The organism is Serratia sp. PL7, from assembly GCF_945957435.1.
The window spans coordinates 2,547,755-2,565,713 of record NZ_CAMFLB010000001.1; the positions used below are offsets into that span (position 1 = coordinate 2,547,755).

General features: G+C 61.6%; 19 protein-coding genes. 6 read left to right on the top strand and 13 right to left on the bottom strand.

The features are described from left to right. Nucleotides 1-93 precede the first annotated feature (93 nt). Together uvrB and N6G83_RS12370 are read right to left on the bottom strand one after the other, a co-directional pair. Nucleotides 94-2,106 (bottom strand): excinuclease ABC subunit UvrB, encoded by a 2,013-nt coding sequence (gene uvrB / locus N6G83_RS12365; protein ID WP_025301925.1) that lies wholly within the window; start codon nt 2,104-2,106, stop codon nt 94-96. A 531-nt stretch (nt 2,107-2,637) separates the two neighbouring features. Next, nucleotides 2,638-2,760: a hypothetical protein gene (locus N6G83_RS12370; protein ID WP_255703093.1), complete on the bottom strand. Its 123-nt coding sequence runs from the start codon at nt 2,758-2,760 to the stop codon at nt 2,638-2,640. 458 nt (nt 2,761-3,218) lie between these two features. Here N6G83_RS12370 and N6G83_RS12375 point away from each other — a divergent pair, with 458 nt between their 5' ends. Both N6G83_RS12375 and N6G83_RS12380 read left to right on the top strand, forming a co-directional pair. Further along, nucleotides 3,219-3,929 (top strand): ATP-binding cassette domain-containing protein, encoded by a 711-nt coding sequence (locus tag N6G83_RS12375; RefSeq protein ID WP_089195619.1) that lies wholly within the window; start codon nt 3,219-3,221, stop codon nt 3,927-3,929. Between the two features lie 129 nt (nt 3,930-4,058). Next, the gene (locus N6G83_RS12380) at nt 4,059-5,693 is read left to right on the top strand and encodes a hypothetical protein (protein ID WP_025301922.1); all 1,635 of its coding nucleotides are present in this window, start codon (nt 4,059-4,061) and stop codon (nt 5,691-5,693) included. A gap of 53 nt (nt 5,694-5,746) precedes the next feature. Here the strand turns inward: N6G83_RS12380 and bioD are convergent, their stop codons facing one another. The 4 genes from bioD to bioB are packed head-to-tail and all read right to left on the bottom strand — an operon-like array spanning nt 5,747 to nt 9,359. Next, the gene (bioD, locus tag N6G83_RS12385) at nt 5,747-6,427 is read right to left on the bottom strand and encodes a dethiobiotin synthase (RefSeq protein WP_164099927.1); all 681 of its coding nucleotides are present in this window, start codon (nt 6,425-6,427) and stop codon (nt 5,747-5,749) included. Further along, nucleotides 6,420-7,187, bottom strand: coding sequence for a malonyl-ACP O-methyltransferase BioC (gene bioC / locus N6G83_RS12390; protein WP_049208970.1), 768 nt, complete (start codon nt 7,185-7,187; stop codon nt 6,420-6,422). Before bioC ends, bioD begins: the two co-directional genes overlap by 8 nt. Then, the gene (bioF, locus tag N6G83_RS12395) at nt 7,171-8,322 is read right to left on the bottom strand and encodes an 8-amino-7-oxononanoate synthase (protein WP_142590701.1); all 1,152 of its coding nucleotides are present in this window, start codon (nt 8,320-8,322) and stop codon (nt 7,171-7,173) included. The genes bioC and bioF overlap by 17 nt, the downstream gene beginning before the upstream one ends. Then, nucleotides 8,322-9,359, bottom strand: coding sequence for a biotin synthase BioB (bioB, locus tag N6G83_RS12400; RefSeq protein ID WP_025301918.1), 1,038 nt, complete (start codon nt 9,357-9,359; stop codon nt 8,322-8,324). Before bioB ends, bioF begins: the two co-directional genes overlap by 1 nt. Before the next feature lie 88 nt (nt 9,360-9,447). Here bioB and bioA point away from each other — a divergent pair, with 88 nt between their 5' ends. Further along, nucleotides 9,448-10,722, top strand: coding sequence for an adenosylmethionine--8-amino-7-oxononanoate transaminase (gene bioA / locus N6G83_RS12405; protein ID WP_049208971.1), 1,275 nt, complete (start codon nt 9,448-9,450; stop codon nt 10,720-10,722). 4 nt (nt 10,723-10,726) lie between these two features. Here the strand turns inward: bioA and N6G83_RS12410 are convergent, their stop codons facing one another. Then, complete coding sequence (locus tag N6G83_RS12410) at nt 10,727-11,128, bottom strand: YkvA family protein (protein ID WP_025301916.1); 402 nt, start codon at nt 11,126-11,128, stop codon at nt 10,727-10,729. Between the two features lie 2 nt (nt 11,129-11,130). After that, nucleotides 11,131-11,406 carry a metal/formaldehyde-sensitive transcriptional repressor gene (locus N6G83_RS12415; protein ID WP_043136668.1) on the bottom strand — a complete coding sequence of 92 codons (276 nt, stop codon included), beginning with the start codon at nt 11,404-11,406 and terminating at the stop codon, nt 11,131-11,133. Between the two features lie 78 nt (nt 11,407-11,484). Between N6G83_RS12415 and dmeF the strand changes: the two genes are divergently transcribed. Both dmeF and N6G83_RS12425 read left to right on the top strand, forming a co-directional pair. After that, complete coding sequence (gene dmeF / locus N6G83_RS12420; protein ID WP_260515416.1) at nt 11,485-12,453, top strand: CDF family Co(II)/Ni(II) efflux transporter DmeF; 969 nt, start codon at nt 11,485-11,487, stop codon at nt 12,451-12,453. Nucleotides 12,454-12,485: 32 nt separating this feature from the next. Continuing rightward, on the top strand, nt 12,486-12,968 hold the full coding sequence (locus N6G83_RS12425; protein WP_025301913.1) for a kinase inhibitor: 483 nt from the start codon (nt 12,486-12,488) through the stop codon (nt 12,966-12,968). A 67-nt stretch (nt 12,969-13,035) separates the two neighbouring features. Here N6G83_RS12425 and pgl read toward each other — a convergent pair whose 3' ends face one another. Continuing rightward, entirely contained in the window at nt 13,036-14,031 is a 996-nt protein-coding gene (gene pgl / locus N6G83_RS12430) for a 6-phosphogluconolactonase (RefSeq protein WP_025301912.1), read from the bottom strand. Nucleotides 14,032-14,209: 178 nt separating this feature from the next. Here pgl and N6G83_RS12435 point away from each other — a divergent pair, with 178 nt between their 5' ends. Further along, nucleotides 14,210-15,028 carry a pyridoxal phosphatase gene (locus N6G83_RS12435; protein ID WP_043137190.1) on the top strand — a complete coding sequence of 273 codons (819 nt, stop codon included), beginning with the start codon at nt 14,210-14,212 and terminating at the stop codon, nt 15,026-15,028. A gap of 31 nt (nt 15,029-15,059) precedes the next feature. Here N6G83_RS12435 and modC read toward each other — a convergent pair whose 3' ends face one another. The 4 genes from modC to N6G83_RS12455 all read right to left on the bottom strand — a co-directional run bounded on the left by modC (nt 15,060) and on the right by N6G83_RS12455 (nt 17,895). Then, nucleotides 15,060-16,127, bottom strand: coding sequence for a molybdenum ABC transporter ATP-binding protein ModC (gene modC / locus N6G83_RS12440; RefSeq protein ID WP_043136662.1), 1,068 nt, complete (start codon nt 16,125-16,127; stop codon nt 15,060-15,062). Next, nucleotides 16,128-16,817 carry a molybdate ABC transporter permease subunit gene (gene modB, locus N6G83_RS12445; protein ID WP_015377003.1) on the bottom strand — a complete coding sequence of 230 codons (690 nt, stop codon included), beginning with the start codon at nt 16,815-16,817 and terminating at the stop codon, nt 16,128-16,130. Further along, complete coding sequence (gene modA, locus N6G83_RS12450; RefSeq protein WP_060447615.1) at nt 16,814-17,587, bottom strand: molybdate ABC transporter substrate-binding protein; 774 nt, start codon at nt 17,585-17,587, stop codon at nt 16,814-16,816. Before modA ends, modB begins: the two co-directional genes overlap by 4 nt. A 158-nt stretch (nt 17,588-17,745) precedes the next feature. After that, a complete protein-coding gene (locus N6G83_RS12455) occupies nt 17,746-17,895 on the bottom strand; it encodes an AcrZ family multidrug efflux pump-associated protein (protein WP_004939813.1) in 150 nt (49 codons plus the stop codon). Between the last annotated feature and the right edge of the window lie 64 nt (nt 17,896-17,959).

Genomic DNA, 17,959 nt, shown 5'->3' on the forward strand with positions numbered 1-17,959 from the left:
ACTCTTCGTGGTCAAATCGGGCCGCACACCATAACAGCTTTGGCGCGGCCGACAAGGAATTTTGACGCCCACGGCGCGGGCGCCGTCCAACGGTCAGGAAATCGCGATGAACTGCTCGCGCAGCTGGTGGATTTCGTCGCGCAGCGCAGCCGCCTGCTCGAACTCCAGGTTTTGCGCGTGGGTGTACATCTGCGCTTCCAGATCGCGAATTTTCTGATCCAGCGCTTTCGGCGTGAGGTTCTGCAGCTGAGCGCCGCCCTCCACCGCCTTGCCCTTGCCTTTGCTCTTGGTGCGGTTGACCGGTTGGCCGATCTGCAGAATGTCGCCGATCTTCTTGTTCAGCCCCTGCGGCACGATGCCGTTGGCTTCGTTGTAGGCCTGCTGCTTGGCGCGGCGCCGCTCGGTTTCACCGATCGCCTTGGCCATCGAATCGGTGATGCGATCGCCATACAGGATCGCCTTGCCGTTCAGGTTACGCGCCGCGCGGCCGATGGTCTGGATCAGCGAACGCTCGGAACGCAGGAAGCCTTCCTTGTCGGCGTCCAGAATCGCCACCAGCGACACCTCAGGCATGTCGAGCCCCTCACGCAACAGGTTGATGCCCACCAGCACGTCGAACTCGCCCAGACGCAGGTCACGGATGATTTCGACCCGTTCCACGGTATCGATGTCCGAGTGCAGGTAGCGCACGCGCTCGCCATGCTCTTCCAGGTATTCGGTCAGGTCTTCCGCCATGCGTTTAGTCAGGGTGGTCACCAGCACGCGCTCGTTGATCGTCGCGCGCTTGCGGATCTCGGAGAGCAGATCGTCCACCTGGGTGGCGACCGGCCGCACTTCCACGATCGGATCCAGCAACCCGGTCGGCCGCACCACCTGATCGATCAGATCGCCGCCGGATTTCTCCAGCTCATATTTGCCCGGCGTCGCGGAAACATAGATGGTCTGCGGCGCCAGCGCCTCAAACTCCTCGAAGCGCAGCGGGCGGTTGTCCAGCGCCGACGGCAAACGGAAGCCGTACTCCACCAGCGTTTCCTTGCGCGCGCGGTCACCCTTGAACATCGCGCCGATCTGCGGAATGGTGACGTGGGATTCGTCGACCACCAGCAGGCCGTCCGCCGGCAGGTAGTCGAACAACGTCGGCGGCGGCTCGCCCTCGGCGCGCCCGGACAGATAGCGCGAGTAGTTTTCGATGCCCGAGCAGTAACCCAGCTCGTTCATCATCTCCAGATCGAACTGGGTGCGCTGCGTCAGGCGCTGCTCTTCCAGCAGCTTGCTGTTGGCCAGCAGCACCTTGCGGCGGTCCGCCAGATCAACCTTGATCTCTTCCATCGCCTGCATGATCCGCTCACGCGGCGTCACGTAGTGCGATTTCGGGTAGATGGTAAAACGCGGCACCACCTGCTCAATCTGCCCGGTCAGCGGATCGAACAGCGACAGCCGTTCCACTTCTTCATCGAACAGTTCGACGCGCAGCGCCAGCTCGTCTGATTCCGCCGGGAAGATATCGATCACCTCGCCGCGCACGCGGAAGGTGGCGCGCTGGAAAGCCTGATCGTTGCGGGAATACTGCAGCTCCGCCAGGCGGCGCAAAATGGATCGCTGATCGATGATCATGCCCTGAGTCAGGTGCAGCATCATCTTCAGGTAAAGATCCGGATCGCCCAGGCCGTAGATCGCCGACACCGACGCCACCACCACCACGTCGCGCCGCTCCAGCAGCGCCTTGGTGGCGGAAAGACGCATCTGCTCGATGTGCTCGTTCACCGAAGCATCTTTTTCAATGAAGGTGTCGGAGCTGGGCACGTAGGCTTCCGGCTGGTAGTAGTCGTAGTAGGAGACGAAGTACTCCACCGCATTCTCCGGGAAAAACGCTTTCATTTCGCCGTACAGCTGCGCCGCCAGCGTCTTGTTCGGCGCCAGTACCATGGTCGGCCGATTCAGATCGGCTATCACGTTGGCGATAGTGAACGTCTTGCCCGAACCGGTAACCCCCAGCAGCGTCTGGTGCGCCAGGCCGTCTTCCAGCCCCTCTTCCAGCTTGCGGATGGCTTCCGGCTGATCGCCGGCCGGTTTGAACTCGGAATGCAGTTTGAAAAGTTTACTCATTGCTCGGCTACCCTGTGGAGATGCGCGCGCTCAGGCGGCCAGCCGGCTCTGCGCCGGATATGGCCCCTAATTATGGAAAGTGTCGGCGATTTGCGCCAGTGCCCATGATACTGGATATAAAACCAGCTTCAAGCGGATTCGTCGCTGCACCCGGCACTGCGGCAATGTCGTTGCACCGTGACGTTACAGCCGGGTGACATTTTTATTGTCAATAACAGATTTATCCCCAGAACTTGCCGCGAATTAACTTATTGATAGCACCGCGTCGAAAAATCATACATAGAGACCTGATCAATACCCCTGCGTCTTGATTTTAGTTAATATATTGATATATAACAGTTTTAATAAAAAGACGAGAATGCGGGCAAAGCGAACAGAACCCGCGTCCGCTCTCGCTTTACAGCGTTTTTCTAAATCTAATACACAAGGTTATCCACAGGAATAGTGGATAACTCTCACCGTCCCGCCCGGGGCGGGAGTTACGGAAAGAAAGCTTTTCGCCCTTTACACCCGCTAAAATGGCTTTTTTAGTTATTTTTTCATAAAAATATCGCTTTGTTTATGCCGATTAATACTAAAAATCCCCATTGCCAAAATCGCATCGGCCCCTTTCTCGCGGATCGCTCTTGACGGCGGCGCAATGCCTTGCACCATGTCCTCACCAAAGGGCACCACAAGAGTGCAAAAAACGTCCGGGTTAACTTCTCGGCGTATTTTCAGGCCACCGCGGCAGAGCGCGTCAGGCCTGGCAGAGGGTTAACAAAGCGATAACATCCCCCCTTTTCGGCCAGTAGCAAAACTGGCCTGGGAGTTGCTTTATCTTTCAGCATGCGAACGAGGCGCGACAGCATAATGCGCTGCCGAATGCGGCGTGCAACCACCGCCTGGCTACCCCTCGTAAAAGCGCGAGAACGACACCAAGTCGTCATAAACGTCGTTTTTCACGACATACTGACTGTCTTTCCGTCCACCGCAGACATTGCTCAGGTGAATCGGATGGACGGCATTTTGTTCCAGACATTGCCACACTCGGGAAATCAACCGCCAATGCGGCCTTTGTTGCACCCCACCAACGAGTGGATGGGCGCCTGTGTCTATGAGGAGAATGCCAAATGCTGAGCCTGAGATCGGTCAATCAATTTTACGGGCAAAATCATACCCTGTGGGACATCAACCTGGAGCTGCCGCGCGGCCAGTGTACCGTGCTGCTTGGGCGCAACGGCGTGGGCAAGACCACGCTGGTCAATTGCATCATGGGGCATGTGCCGGTGGTGAGCGGCAGCATGACCTGGCAGCCCGCGGATCAGCCGCCGCAAAATCTGCTGCTGCAACCGATGGAGCGCCGCGCCGCACTCGGCATCAGCCTCGTCCCGCAAGGGCGGCAACTCTTCTCGCAGCTGAGCGTGGAGGAGAATCTGCAGGTGGCGCAGATGGCCGGGCGCGGTGCCCCTCGCCGCATTCCGCCGCTGATCTACAGCCTGTTTCCCAATTTGCGCCAGATGCGTACCCGCCGCGCCGGCGATCTGTGCGAAGGCGCTCAACGCCAGTTGGCGATCGGTCGTGCGCTGGCGCAGGAGCCGGCGCTGCTGATCCTCGACGAACCGACGACGGGCGTGCCCCCTTCAATCGCCGCCGACATCGGCAACGTGATCCGCAGGCTCAACTATGAGTTGGGCATGACCATTTTACTGGTAGAGCATCAGCTGCCGTTCGTGCGCCGGGTGGCGGATCGTTTTTGTCTGTTGGATAGCGGTCGCACCGTGGCGCACGGCGCGCTGGCGCAGCTGGATGAGGCGCTGATCGGCGCCGGACTGACGGAGTAAGTGTTCGGGTGACCGATTAGGTTGCTGTTGTATCAGTCACGGCCGGTCTGTGCCTAATAGGCATGGGCCCGCCGTCTTTTCATACTCGATAGGGGCCACACCGACACCATAATATCGAGGGATATAAGCATGACAGACAACAACGCAGCATTTATTCAATACGTGGATTTACGCGACAAAAACTGGAGCCTGCAGGAACGTCTGAATATTGAAGGCATTTACGTCAGTTCGCGCGACGAACTGGTCGGGGCGCAGGACTTTATCATCAAAACGTTGAAACGTCCTGCGATTGTCAGATTCGCCGCACCTTTTGCCCTTTGGACGGCGCCTAAAACCGATATTAATGTCGGATTCGTCTATATCGACGGCAACGGCGTCAACATCACTACCGAGATCCCTAACGGCACGGAAAGCGACCATAACTACTTCCTGCGCTGCTATACCAGCAGCGGCGCGCTGGATAACAACGTTCCTATTCGACCGGCGCCGATCTTGAAAGATTTCACCGTCAAAGGCATTGGTGCCAAGGTTAACAAAGACAAGAATGAAACCCCGACCGAATATAACTATACCGATGGTATCCGTTTCCATTCGCCTGAAGGGCCGCTGGGCAACATCTCGGTGAATAACATCTATGTTTCCGGCTTCTACTTCGGTCTGTACTACGGAACCAATGCCTATATCGCCCACCATTACGCCTGTGAAATCATCCGCTGTTTTGAAAGTCTGCATATGCCCTCAACGAGCAGCGGAGCCCAAAACTTCGGCGAAGGTATCAACTTCTTCGGCGGCACCCTCGGCAATTCCCAGGGGCTGGCCGTTCGCAACGCTAACCCCAACGGCGCCTTCCGCCTGTTCGGCACCTCGATCGACTATGCCGGTTCGATAGCCTACGTTCAAGCCGGTAGCATTGAATTGCATGGCTGCCATATGGAATTCAACAACGATAATAGCCCGCTCACGGAAATCCCTTTCCGTTGCAGCGCCAATCAAAATGCATCGCTGTTGATTCACGGCGGCGAAATCATCGTCGCCGGCAGCCGACTGGCGCAAGCATCACTGTTTTACGCCGAGGCAGGCAGTAGTGGAATTATCGTCGACAGCGTGAAGTTCTATGGCGTAAGAACTGCCAGCGGTCGCTATTTCAGCGGTACCGGCGACTTTGTCATCGCCAATAGCCGACTGGATGGTGGTGGGGGTGGGGCCGGGATCCAGACGCTGGTCGGCGCCGTGAATAACAAACTCAAAGACGGCGATTTCGCCTTTTCCGCCAAACCGTTCGGCTGGGAAGTGACTGGCGGAACGATCGACGATCCCTTTACCTCTGACGCGGTGACTATCGGTATCGAAGCCGGCGCGGGCATCGGCGGCGGCAACGCCCTGAAAGTGAGCAAATTGGGCAACACCAATACCAACGCCGGGGTGAGAATGAGCGTGCCCGTCGCGCAGTATGAACAGCTGGGCGCCTGTTTTACCCTGAAAACGGTCAATGGCGGCACCGGCAATCTGTTTGCGACGCTACAGTACGCCTGTATTCAGGAGCATGCGGACAACGGCATCTCTATCGTTGCCAAAGCCGCGCCGGCAGCCTGGGATGCCGTCATGAAAGCCGATGCTTACACCGAGTACGCCGAATATCGTTTCAACGCCAATCGGCGAAAAGTCCCGGTCTGGGCGACCCATGTCGTCCTGACGTTCAACCTGTTTGCCCTGGCGAAAAATGGCGTGCTTTATCTCGATAACGCCTGCATTACCGCTATGTAAAAGCCAACGCCGGGCCATAAAACCCGGCGTTGTTACCAATCAGCCAGAACCTCTCACTGCGTCAGCAGGCTGATATCCAGATACTCCCCCAGCGGCGCCCGTTCGGCCTGCGGCAGGTGTGGTATTTCACCCAGCAGCGGCGCGGGCAGCATGCGGCGCAGCGTGGCCAGGTATTCCTGATGCCGCCGCCCCGGGGGCGCCACGTCGTTGGCGATCCAACCGGCCAGCGTCAACCCCGCCTGTTGCACCGCCTGCGCCGTCAGCACTGCGTGGTTGATGCAGCCCAGTTTAATGCCCACCACCAGGATCACCGGCAATTGTTCCTGCTGCACCCAGTCGGCGAAGGTGTACTCCGCCGACAGCGGGGTAAACCACCCGCCGGCGCCTTCGACCAGCACCCAGTCGGCGCGCTGCTCCAGCCGGCGCAGGCCGTCGGACAGCCGCGCCGCGTCGATCGGCCGACCTTCATCGGCGCTGACGATATGCGGCGAGGTCGGTTCGGCAAAAACGTAAGGATTCACTTCGTCGTAACGGAGCGCCACGCCGCTGTTGGCTTGCAGCGCCAGCGCGTCGCCGTTGCGCAGCCCCTCGGCGGTCATCTCGCTGCCGGAGGCCACCGGCTTATAGCCGGCACTGCGGTAGCCCGCCCGGTTGGCGGCCTGCAACAAGGCGCTGCTGGCAACGGTCTTCCCCACCTCGGTGTCGGTGCCGGTCACGAACCAACGTTTAATCACGATAAATCACTCCATAAGCCAGATGATAGCTGAGGGGGAACTGCCCCTGCCGGCACGGGTAAGCCGCCTGCAACGCGGCGAGACGGCCTCGCGACATCAGGCCGCCCTCGCGCCCCTGATGCAAATGCGTCGCCCCGATGCCCTTGAGCGAGCGCATCAGCGTCATCACGTCCGGGTAGTTCAGGGTGCGTAACTCCGTGACCAGCTCGTGCCGGTATTCAGCACAGGCGGCGCGGATCTGCGCCAGCGGCAGGAAGGCGTTCACGTGGCGCTCGCCGTCCACCTGTTGCCAGGCGTCCCCCAATTCCTGCAGCGATCCCGCCGCCAACGTGGAAAACAGGATCACGCCGCCGGGGCGGGTCACGCGATACAGCTCCGCCAGCGCGGCGGGCAGATCGCTGCACCACTGCACCACCAGGCTGCTGAAACAGATGTCCATCGCCGCATCGGGCAGCGGTACCTGTTCGATATCGCCCAGCAGATAATGGTGCGCCGCCTGCCGTTGGCGGGCGACCTCCAGCATGCCCGGCGCCAAATCGAGCGCGGTCACCTGCTTGCCGCGCTCGCGCCACAGGCGGCTGAAATAGCCGGTGCCGCAGCCGGCATCCAGCAGCTGCTCGCCCGGATGGGGACTCCCCATCCCCAGTAAGCGCTCGCCAACATCACGCTGCAGCGCGGCGGCGGCGTCGTAGCTGCCGGCCGCGCGGCTGAAGGCCGAGGCGACCGCCTGTTTGTTCACCGTGTCATTGGCTGACGTCATTCAGCACCTCCAGCAGGCGATCGATATCCTGCGGCTGATGCGCCGCCGTCAGGGTAATGCGTAGCCGCGCGCCGCCCGGCGGCACCGTCGGCGGGCGAATGGCGCTCACCCACAGTCCGCACTCGCGCAGGCGGGTCGCCAGATCGAGCGCGCGCTGATTATCCCCCACCAGCAGCGGCTGGATGGCGGTGTCGGAATCCGTCAGGGTCAGCGCCAGCGGCGCCGCGCCCTGACGGAAACGCCGAATGTTGTCCTGCAGCCGGGCACGCAGTTCATCGCCCTCGCGAATGCAGGCCAGCGCCGCCTGCAGCGCGCAGGCTTGCGCCGGCGGCATTGCGGTGCTGTAGATTAGATGGCGGGCGAACTGCAGCAGATACTCGGCGGTCGCCTCATCGCACAGCACTGCCGCGCCGCTGACGCCGAACGCCTTGCCGAAGGTCGCCACCAGCAGTTCAGGGCGCACGCCCTGCTGCCAGCAGCTGCCGCGGCCTTGCTCACCGCGCACGCCGACGCCGTGGGCATCGTCCACCATCAGCCAGGCGCCCGCCGCGCGGGTTAAGCGATGCAGCTCCGCCAACGGTGCGCCGTCGCCGTCCATGCTGAACACCCCTTCGGTCACCGCCAGCCGCTGCCCGTCGCAGGGTTTGGCCAGCAGATCCGCCAAGGCCTGCGGCTGATTGTGCTGGAACCGGCGCAGCTCGGCCGGCGACTGCGCCGCCGCCTCCAGCAGCGAGGCGTGGCTGAGGCGATCGGCCAAAATGCGATCGCCCTTCTGCATCAACGCCGCCAGCACCGCCTGATTGGCGGCATAGCCGGAGATGAACAGCAGCGCGCGCGGATAGCCGAGCCACGCCGCCAGTTGCTCTTCCAGCGCCTGATGCGCCACGCTAAAGCCGGTGACGTGGCCCGACCCGCCGCTGCCGACGCCGTAACGCTGCGCGCCCTGCTGCCAGGCGGCGATCACCCGCGTATCCTGGCTCAGCCCCAGGTAGTCGTTGCCCGAGAAGTTCAGATAGAGACGATCGCCGAGCCGGATCTGGCGGCCGTTGCCGCCCTCGGTGGTCTGTCGCCGACGGTAGGCGGCGTTGAGACGCCGTTCTGCCAGCGCCTGTTCGATACGTTGTTGCCAGCTCATCACAGCGCCGCGTTGTAAAACTCGGCGGTATCGGCGTTCAGCAGCTGCTTAGCCAGCACCTGCTGTTGCTGGTTGTCGCCATGTTCGGTGGCGGTCTGCTGCGGGTTCAGCCCCAGCTTGCGGAACAGCTGCAGATCCTTGTCTTCTTCCGGGTTCGGCGTGGTCAGCAGCTTGCAACCGTAGAAGATCGAGTTGGCGCCGGCCATAAAGCACATCGCCTGCGTCTGTTCGTTCATCTGTTCACGGCCGGCGGAAAGGCGGACATAAGAGGACGGCATCATGATGCGCGCTACCGCGATGGTGCGGATGAAATCGAACGGATCGACGTCGTCGTTATCCGCCAGCGGCGTGCCTTTTACCTTCACCAACATGTTGATCGGCACGCTCTCCGGCGGTTTCGGCAGGTTAGCCAGCTGCACCAGCAGCCCGGCGCGATCGCGCACCGTTTCCCCCAGCCCGACGATGCCGCCGGAGCACACTTTGATGCCGGCGTCGCGCACCTTGTCGAGCGTATCCAGGCGTTCCTGGTAGCTGCGGGTAGTGATGATGCTGCCGTAGAACTCCGGCGAGGTGTCGAGGTTATGGTTGTAATAATCCAGCCCGGCTTCCGCCAGCCGTTCGGCCTGAGTGCCGTCCAGCGTGCCCAGCGTCATGCAGGTTTCCATGCCCATCGCTTTCACGCCCTGCACCATCTGCTGCAGATAAGGCATATCGCGCTCGTGTGGGTTCTTCCACGCCGCGCCCATGCAAAAACGGGTCGAGCCGTTCGCTTTGGCCTTGCGTGCCGATTCCAGCACCTGCTCGACCTGCATCAACCGCTCCGACTCCAGGCCGGTCTTGTAGCGTGAGCTCTGCGGGCAGTATTTACAGTCTTCCGGGCAAGCGCCGGTCTTGATCGACAGCAGCGTGCTGACCTGCACCTGACGCGGGTCGAAGTGCTGGCGGTGTACGGTTTGCGCTTCGAACAGCAGTTCCAGCAGCGGTTTATCAAACAGGGCCTGGGCTTGCCCTACTGTCCAGTGAATGCGGTCGGCCATCATGGCGTCTCCAAAACGAAAAAGTGTCGCCAGTTTAAATATTGTGGATATACTGTCAACCAATCTTAATTCAATTTGGTTTACAAGTATGTCTGTGACCGCTTCCGACCTGGCGTTTGACCAACGTCATATCTGGCACCCCTACACCTCCATGAGCCGCCCGTTACCCTGTTACCCGATCGAATCGGCCAGCGGCGTCGAACTGCAGCTGGCGGACGGCCGGCGTCTGGTGGACGGCATGTCCTCCTGGTGGGCGGCGATCCACGGTTACAACCATCCGCACCTGAATCAGGCCGCCAGCCAGCAGTTGGAGAAGATGTCACACGTGATGTTCGGCGGTATTACCCATCCGTCCGCCATCTCGTTGTGCCGTCGGCTGGTGGAAATGACGCCAGAGGCGCTGCAGTGCGTGTTCCTGGCGGACTCCGGTTCGGTGGCGGTGGAAGTGTCGTTGAAGATGGCGCTGCAGTACTGGCAGGCGCGCGGCGAGCGCCGGCAGCGCATCCTGACGCTGCGCCACGGCTATCACGGCGATACCTTCGGCGCGATGTCGGTCTGCGATCCGGACAACTCGATGCACAGCCTCTATCAGGGCTATCTGGCGCCGCACCTGTTCGCGACCGCGCCGCAGTGCCGCTTCGACGAAGAATGGCGTGAAGAAGATATTGCACCGTTCGCCGCGCTGCTGGAGCAGCACGCCGGTGAAGTGGCGGCGGTGATCCTGGAACCGGTGGTGCAAGGCGCCGGCGGCATGCGCATCTACCACCCAACCTACCTCAAGCGGGTGCGCGAGCTGTGCGATCGCCATCGGGTGCTACTGATCGCCGACGAGATCGCCACCGGCTTCGGCCGCACCGGCAAGCTGTTCGCCTGCGAGCACGCGCAGGTGGTGCCGGACATTCTCTGCCTGGGCAAGGCGCTGACCGGCGGTTACATGACCCTGTCCGCCACCCTGACCACCCGCCATGTGGCGGAGACCATCAGCAACGGCGCGGCCGGCTGTTTTATGCACGGCCCGACCTTTATGGGCAATCCGTTGGCCTGCGCGGTGGCGGACGCCAGCATGGCGCTGCTGGCGGAAAATCGCTGGCAGGCGCAGGTGAGCGCCATCGAAGCCCAGCTGAAACAGGAACTGCTGCCGTTGGCGGCGCTGCCGAAGGTGGCGGACGTGCGGGTGCTGGGGGCGATTGGCGTGGTGGAAATGCGCGAACCGGTGAATGTCGCCGAGCTGCAGCGCGGGTTCGTCGAGCGCGGGGTATGGATCCGGCCGTTCGGCAAGCTGATTTACCTGATGCCGCCTTACATCATCGAAGCGGAACAGCTCAGCCGCCTGACCGCCGCCGTGGCCGCCGCCGCGCGTTAATGCCTTACCAATGCTGGTCCAGATAGCGGGCCAGCAACCCCAGACACAGCAGCCAGAGTAAAATGATCATCGCCGCCGCCATGCGGCCGGTGGGGTTGTCGACGCGTTTTTGCGCCTTCTCGCGCAGCTCGGCCATCAGCGGCTTGGGGATCAGGCGAACCGCCAGCATGATGCCCAACGGCACGATGATCACATCGTCCAGATAGCCCAACACCGGAATAAAATCCGGGATCAGATCGATCGGCGAGATCGCATAGCCGGCCACCAGCAGCGCGATCAGCTTGGCGTACCACGGGGTGCGCTTATCACGGGCGGCCAGCCACAGCGCGTAAATATCGCGCTTGATGCCTTTGGCCCAACGGCGCAGCCAGCCGAACCACGGCGTGCGTTTTTTCAGTGAAATCATGATTACTTCATATAAGAACGTAAAACGGTCATCAATTGCTCGATGTCCTGCTCGCGCTGATGTGGCGTAGCGTCCGCGGCAGCCAGATGTTCGCGCACATGCCCTTCCAGCACCTGCGCCATCAAACCGTTGACCGCGCCGCGCACCGCCGCGATCTGCTGCAGAACAGCCGAACATTCGCCGCCGCTCTCCAGCGCGCGTTCCAGCGCTTCGGCCTGCCCTTTAATGCGGCGCACCCGCGCCAACAGCTTCTTTTGATCTCTGTGGGTATGGCTCATCATTTCCGCCTGATTGTTATTTACTATACTGGGGTATAGTATATTTCAGCACACTATCTTTTGCTGAGGAACTTCACCATGACGTCTCACGCGCCCGTTTTGCACCGCGAACACAGCCACGTTTTTGACGATGGTAACCCATTGGCCGAAAGAAACACCAGATGGGCGGTGATACTCACCGCCAGTATGATGGCTATCGAGATCGCCGGCGGCTGGCTGTTTAACTCGATGGCGCTGCTGGCCGACGGCTGGCACATGAGTTCACACGCGCTGGCGCTGGGCCTGTCAGTGCTGGCTTACGGCGCCGCACGCCGGCTGGCCAAGGATCGCCGCTTTAGCCTCGGCACCTGGAAGATCGAAGTGCTGGCCGGTTACACCAGCGCGGTGTTGTTGGTGCTGGTGGCGGCGCTGATGCTGTTTCAGTCTGGGCAGCGGCTGCTGAATCCCAGCCCGATTCATTACAACGAAGCCATCGCCATCGGCGCGATCGGGCTGGCCGTCAACCTGCTCTGCGCCTGGCTGTTGCGCTGTGGCGGCCATCATCATCATCACGGGGATGACCACGACGACACTCATCATGACCTCAACCTGCGTTCCGCCTATGTTCACGTGCTCGCCGACGCCGCCACCTCGGTACTGGCGCTCATCGCGCTGTTCGGCGGTAAGCTTTGGGGCGCCGCCTGGCTCGATCCGCTGATGGGCATCGTCGGTGCGGCGATGGTGGCCGCCTGGGCCTATAGCCTGATGCGCGATAGCGGAAAGATTTTGCTGGATGCCGAAATGGACGCCCCCGTGGCGCAAGACATCCGCCAGGCCCTGGCCGCTTCCGGCCACGCGCTCACGCTGACCGATCTGCATGTAGGCCGCATCGGCAAAGGAAAATATCATTGCGTCCTCGCCCTGAGCAGCGCCGATCGCGCCCTCACCGCCGATCGGGTGCGCCAACTGTTGGCCACGCATCCCGAACTGGTGCATGTCACCGTCGAGATCAACCGTCCGCCGTTGGCGCAAGGGGTTGTATTGTTCCACCGAAAAGATCTAGCTTAAGGGTCCGCGTTTATCGACAACTGGGAGTCATTATGGCTTTTCGTTTGTACAGCAACGATCTGCAGGACGGCGGCACAATGCCGCAGACGCAGGTCTTCAACGGCATGGGCTACCACGGCGATAACCTGTCGCCGCACCTGGCCTGGGACGGCGTGCCCGCCGGCACCAAGAGCTTCGTCGTCACCCTGTACGATCCCGATGCCCCGACCGGCTCTGGCTGGTGGCACTGGGTGGTGGCCAATATTCCGGCCGACGTGCGTGAGCTGCCGCAGGGCGCAGGCTCCGGTAAAGCGCCGCTGCCGAGCGCCGCGCTGCAAACCCGTACCGACTTCGGCTCAGCCGGTTACGGCGGCGCAGCGCCGCCGAATGGCGAAAGCCACCGCTATCAGTTCACCGTGCATGCGCTGGACGTAGAAAGCATTGAGGTGGATGAAGGTTCCAGCGGCGCGCTGGTGGGCTTTAACGTGCATTTCCACAGCCTCGGCAGCGCCACGCTGACAGTGATGTTCAACTGATCTCCCACCCATAAAAAAGCGCGGCTCAACCGAACCGCGCTTTTTCCATACTCGTCTGACCGCCGAATTACTTCGCCAGCACGCTGACCCACATCGGGCCTTTGCCCACCGGATAACGTGCCAGCGTGGTCAGCTCGCCGCTGGCCTGGTCAATTTCATGCACCGCGATGTGATCGGACTTCTGGCCGGACGAAATCACGAAGCGGCCGCTGTGATCGATATTGAAACCGCGCGGCTGCGTTTCGGTCGGATAATAGCCGACCACGCTCAGCGTGCCGCCGTCTTCGGAAACGCTGAAGAGGGTCAGAATGCTGGCGGTGCGATCGCTGGTGTACAGGAAACGGCCGTTCGGCGTGATATGAATGTCCGCCGCCCAGCGGGTGCCGTCGAAGTCGGCCGGCATGATATCCAGTGTTTGCGTCACGGTGTATTTGCCGCCGTTTTCCGAAATGGCCAGCACGTCCACCGTGCCGTTCAGCTCATTGACACAGTAGGCGAACTTGTCGTTGTGGTGGAATGCCATATGGCGCGGACCGGCGCCGGCGGCGATATCCACCGCCTCCTGCACGTGCGGCGTCAGCTGGCCCGCCAGGCTCAGGTTGAACAGGCGGATGCGGTCCTCTTTCAGACACGGCACCAGCACCAGTTGGTTGGTCGGGTCGATGTTCGCCGAGTGCGGCGCGTTCAGGCCGTCAATCTGCTGAATAGGCGCCGTCACCACGCCGTCGTGGCCGATCGGGCTGATGCTGGCGCAGTTGCCGCTGTAGGAGGCGGAGAACAGGTAACGCCCCTGCAGATCGGTGGAGATATGGGTCGGGCTGCCCGGCAACGGCGCCATGCCCGCCTGCTGCAGCGTGCCGTCCGCCTCGATGCGGTAACTGACGATGCCGAACGCCGGACGCACGCCGACGTACAGGTGGGTCTTGTCCGGATGAAGGGTCATCGGCTGCACCTGGCCCGGCACGTCAACGGTTTGCAGCAGCGCCAGCGCGCCGGCGTCGTCCAACTGCCAGACGTGGATCTGCTGGCTCTCCGGGCTGGCGACATAAACGATTTGCTTCATGTGTTCTCCTTGCAAAGGGTAAAAGAGGAACCGGTTTCAGGCCGTTCGATTGCTCCTAGCTTACCGCACATCCGTCGCATGGCAACCCTGCTTAGCACCGGATGTTCACGCGGTTTTCTCCGTTGGCTATCCGGTGTACCATCGGATTAATTTTATGGCTAACGATAACGAGAACCCTATGAGCTACCGCGTCATCGCCCTCGATCTTGACGGCACCCTGCTGGACAATCAAAAACGCATCTTACCGCAGTCGCTGGAAGCGCTGGCGCAGGCGCGCGCCGCCGGCGTCCAGGTGGTGGTGGTCACCGGCCGCCATCACGTCGCCATCCATCCGTTCTACCAGGCGCTGCAGATAGACACGCCGGCCATCTGCTGCAACGGCACCTACCTGTATGATTTTCAGCAGAAAAAGGTGCTGGCCGCCGATCCGCTGGCGAAAGATCAGGCCAAACAGGTGCTGCAGATGCTCAAACAGACCGACATTCACGGGCTGATGTACGTTGACGACGCCATGCTGTATCAGGAACCGAGCGGCCACGTGACCCGTTCGCTGGCCTGGGCGGAAACCCTGCCTGCGGCGCAGCGCCCAACGCTGCTGCAGGTCGGCAGCCTGGCGCAGGCGGCCGACGACGCTCAGGCGATCTGGAAATTCGCCACCTCGCACGCCGATATTCCGGCGCTGCGCGAGTTTGCCGACACGGTGGAAAAAGAGCTGGGGTTGGCGTGCGAATGGTCCTGGCACGATCAGGTGGATATCGCCAAAGGCGGCAACAGCAAAGGCAAGCGCCTGCGCCAATGGGTGGAATCGCAGGGACTGAACATGGATCAGGTGGTGGCGTTCGGCGACAACTACAATGATATCAGCATGCTGGAAGCGGTCGGTTTGGGCGTGGCGATGGGCAACGCCGATGACGCGATCAAGGAACGCGCCGATCTGGTGATCGCCGATAACCTGCAGCCGGGCATCGCCGAGGTGATCCGCACCCGCGTACTCTAGTCTTTTCGCCCTCCCGCCGGGAGGGCCTGTCTTAGCGGCTCTCGCGGCTGATCGACACGCTCTTCACCTGCGCGTACAGCCACTGCCCGGGGCGGATCGCCAGTTCGTCTCGCGCCCACGGCGTGATCCGCGCCCACAGCACGTGTTCCCCGACCGCCAGCTTCACTTCCACCTGCCCGCCCACGTCCAGACACTCGCTGACCTTGGCCGGCAAAACGTTGCGAATGCTGCTGTTGACCGGCGGTTGCAGCACCAGCGAGACGTCGGCGGCATTGATGCGAATGCGCAGCTGAGTGCCCAGTTCGGCGTCGATGCCGCTGACCCACAGCCGCTGATCGCCGAGCGCCAGCGCGGTCATAGCATAGCGTTGATGATGCTCAATCACGCTGACGCGCAGCACGCTGCTCTGATCTTCACGCTGCAGCCACGGCCGCAGCGCGCTGCTGGCCCAGACGGCTTCCAGCCCGCCGAACGCGCGCACCTCGCCGCGATCCAGCACCATCACCTGCTCGGCCAGACGCAGGATCTCGTCCAGGCTGTGGCTGACGTAGAGGATAGGGATGTTGACGTCCTGCGCCAGCCGCTCCAGATACGGCAGCAGCTCGCGTTTGCGCGGCAGATCGAGCGAGGCCAGCGGTTCGTCCATCAGCAGCAGTTCCGGCGCGGTCAGCAGCGCGCGGCCGATCGCCACCCGCTGTTTTTCACCGCCGGAGAGCGTCAGCGGCAGCCGATTGAGCAGCGGCCCGATGCCCAACAGCTCGACAATAGTATTGAACTGCGCGCGCATGCCGGCCGCCATGCCGTACTGCAGGTTGCCGCGCACCCGATAATGCGGGAACAGGCGCGCATCCTGAAATACATAGCCGATACGGCGCTTTTCCGGCGGCAGGCAGAGGCCCGCGGCGGTATCCACCAGCGTGCGGCCATTGAGCGCGATGCGCCCCTGTTGCAAACGGGTCAGGCCGCCGATGGCGTTGATCAGGGAAGTTTTGCCCGCGCCGGACAGGCCGAAAATCGCGGTGATGCCCTGCGCCGGCAAATCGGCGCGGACGTTGAGATTAAGGTCGCCCAGCTGCTGCGAGAAATCCAGCTCCAGCATTTACACCCCCATCCGTTTGCGGCCCCAGCGGGCCAGCCATTCGGACACCATCAGGGAAGCCAGCGACAGCACGATGGCGATCACGCACAGACGCGCGGCGGCGGCTTCCGCCCCCGGCGTTTCGATCAGCGTATACATCGCCAGCGGAATGGTGCGGGTTTCACCGGGAATGTTGGAGACAAAGGTGATGGTGGCGCCGAACTCCCCCAGCGAACGGGCAAAGGCCAGCACCACGCCGACAATGACGCCGGGCAGCGACAGCGGCAGCGTGATGGTGAAAAACACCCGCCACGGGTTGGCGCCCAGCGTGCGCGCCGCCTGCTCCAGCCGGGTATCCACCGCCTCCAGCGCCAGCCGGATGGCGCGCACCATCAGCGGAAACGCCACCACCGCCGATGCCAGCGCGGCGCCGCGCCAGCTAAAGCTGAAGCTGAAGCCGAACCAGTCGTACAGCCACTCGCCGATGACGCCGCGCCGCCCCATGGCGATCAGCAGCAAATAGCCGACCACCACCGGGGGCAGCACCAGGGGCAGGTGAATGACGCCGTCCAGCAGCGCCTTGCCGGGAAAGCGGCAACGCACCAGCACCCAGGCCATCAGAATGCCGAACGGCAGGCTGCAGACCACCGCCAAACCGGAGACTTTCAGGCTCAGCTCAACCGCCTGCCACTCGTACTCACTCAGGATCATTTACGCGGGGTGAATCCATAATGTTCAAAAATAGCGGCGGCTTCCGGGCCCTTCAGATAGGTATAGAAAGCGCTGACCGTCGGATTTTGACGATCTTTCACCATCGCCATCGGATATTCAACAGGTTTGTGGCTGTCTTCCGGGAACACGCCTACCACTTTCACCTTGTCGCTGGCGACCGCGTCGGAGCCGTAGACGATGCCGAGCGGCGCTTCACCGCGCTCCACCAGCGCCATCGCGCTGCGCACGTTGTTGGCGCGCGCCAGTTTCGGCTCCAGCGCGCTCCAGGCGCCCAGATGCTCCAGCGCCTCTTTGGCGTAGATGCCGGCCGGCACGTGATCCGGATCGCCCACCGCCAGGCGGCCGCCGCTGAGCAACTTGGCCCAGTCGGTCTGCTTGTCGATGGCGATCTTGTCTTGTTTATCGCTCTTGGCGGCGATCAGCACCAGCTCGTTACCCAGCAGCGTGTAACGGGTGTCTTTCACCATCTGCTGCTTGTCGATGGCATAATCCATCCACTGCTGATCGGCGGAGATAAACAGATCGGCCGGGGCGCCCTGCTCAATTTGGCGCGCCAGCGTAGAAGACGACGCGAAGGAGGAAACCACCTGCACGTCCTTGCCTTTTTGATATTGGGTGGCGATGTCCTGCAGCGCGTTGGTCAGCGACGCGGCGGCGAACACGGTGATCTTTTCCGCCGCCGAGGCCTGAGCCACCAGGCCCGATGCCAACACGATCCCGCCAACCCATTGGGTCCATTGCTGTTTCATTGTTTTTCTCCGCAAGTTAACGTGCATTATCACTCTTCGTTATATAAAAAATAATATAACGTGGCGCGAAAGCTTGTCATGCGGTTTATCGGCAAAGCGTGAGATAACTTGAGGAATGCCCGCCGGGCGATGCCGACGGGTATCGGGATAGGGAACGGTCAGTGCTGGGTGCGGTTTTCTTTCGAACGGCCCACTTTGGAGAAGACGTTGAACACTTCGCCAAAACCGTAGATCAGGCCGAGAATGAGCGCCATGACCACCGGCACCATCACCACGGCGAATAACAGACTTTTCAATAATTCCAACATGATAGCCTCGCTTAACTGCCCATTGAGCGGCAAATGCCTTTCACCGCATATCGGGTTATTCTAA

What these genes read in the sequence shown, in the direction of transcription:
- uvrB (WP_025301925.1), bottom strand. Translation starts at nt 2,106, where the DNA reads ATGAGTAAACTTTTCAAACTGCATTCCGAGTTCAAACCGGCCGGCGAT.
- N6G83_RS12370 (WP_255703093.1), bottom strand. Translation starts at nt 2,760, where the DNA reads ATGGTGCAAGGCATTGCGCCGCCGTCAAGAGCGATCCGCGAGAAAGGG.
- N6G83_RS12375 (WP_089195619.1), top strand. Translation starts at nt 3,219, where the DNA reads ATGCTGAGCCTGAGATCGGTCAATCAATTTTACGGGCAAAATCATACC.
- N6G83_RS12380 (WP_025301922.1), top strand. Translation starts at nt 4,059, where the DNA reads ATGACAGACAACAACGCAGCATTTATTCAATACGTGGATTTACGCGAC.
- bioC (WP_049208970.1), bottom strand. Translation starts at nt 7,187, where the DNA reads ATGACGTCAGCCAATGACACGGTGAACAAACAGGCGGTCGCCTCGGCC.
- bioF (WP_142590701.1), bottom strand. Translation starts at nt 8,322, where the DNA reads ATGAGCTGGCAACAACGTATCGAACAGGCGCTGGCAGAACGGCGTCTC.
- bioB (WP_025301918.1), bottom strand. Translation starts at nt 9,359, where the DNA reads ATGGCCGACCGCATTCACTGGACAGTAGGGCAAGCCCAGGCCCTGTTT.
- bioA (WP_049208971.1), top strand. Translation starts at nt 9,448, where the DNA reads ATGTCTGTGACCGCTTCCGACCTGGCGTTTGACCAACGTCATATCTGG.
- N6G83_RS12410 (WP_025301916.1), bottom strand. Translation starts at nt 11,128, where the DNA reads ATGATTTCACTGAAAAAACGCACGCCGTGGTTCGGCTGGCTGCGCCGT.
- N6G83_RS12415 (WP_043136668.1), bottom strand. Translation starts at nt 11,406, where the DNA reads ATGAGCCATACCCACAGAGATCAAAAGAAGCTGTTGGCGCGGGTGCGC.
- dmeF (WP_260515416.1), top strand. Translation starts at nt 11,485, where the DNA reads ATGACGTCTCACGCGCCCGTTTTGCACCGCGAACACAGCCACGTTTTT.
- N6G83_RS12425 (WP_025301913.1), top strand. Translation starts at nt 12,486, where the DNA reads ATGGCTTTTCGTTTGTACAGCAACGATCTGCAGGACGGCGGCACAATG.
- pgl (WP_025301912.1), bottom strand. Translation starts at nt 14,031, where the DNA reads ATGAAGCAAATCGTTTATGTCGCCAGCCCGGAGAGCCAGCAGATCCAC.
- N6G83_RS12435 (WP_043137190.1), top strand. Translation starts at nt 14,210, where the DNA reads ATGAGCTACCGCGTCATCGCCCTCGATCTTGACGGCACCCTGCTGGAC.
- modC (WP_043136662.1), bottom strand. Translation starts at nt 16,127, where the DNA reads ATGCTGGAGCTGGATTTCTCGCAGCAGCTGGGCGACCTTAATCTCAAC.
- modB (WP_015377003.1), bottom strand. Translation starts at nt 16,817, where the DNA reads ATGATCCTGAGTGAGTACGAGTGGCAGGCGGTTGAGCTGAGCCTGAAA.
- modA (WP_060447615.1), bottom strand. Translation starts at nt 17,587, where the DNA reads ATGAAACAGCAATGGACCCAATGGGTTGGCGGGATCGTGTTGGCATCG.
- N6G83_RS12455 (WP_004939813.1), bottom strand. Translation starts at nt 17,895, where the DNA reads ATGTTGGAATTATTGAAAAGTCTGTTATTCGCCGTGGTGATGGTGCCG.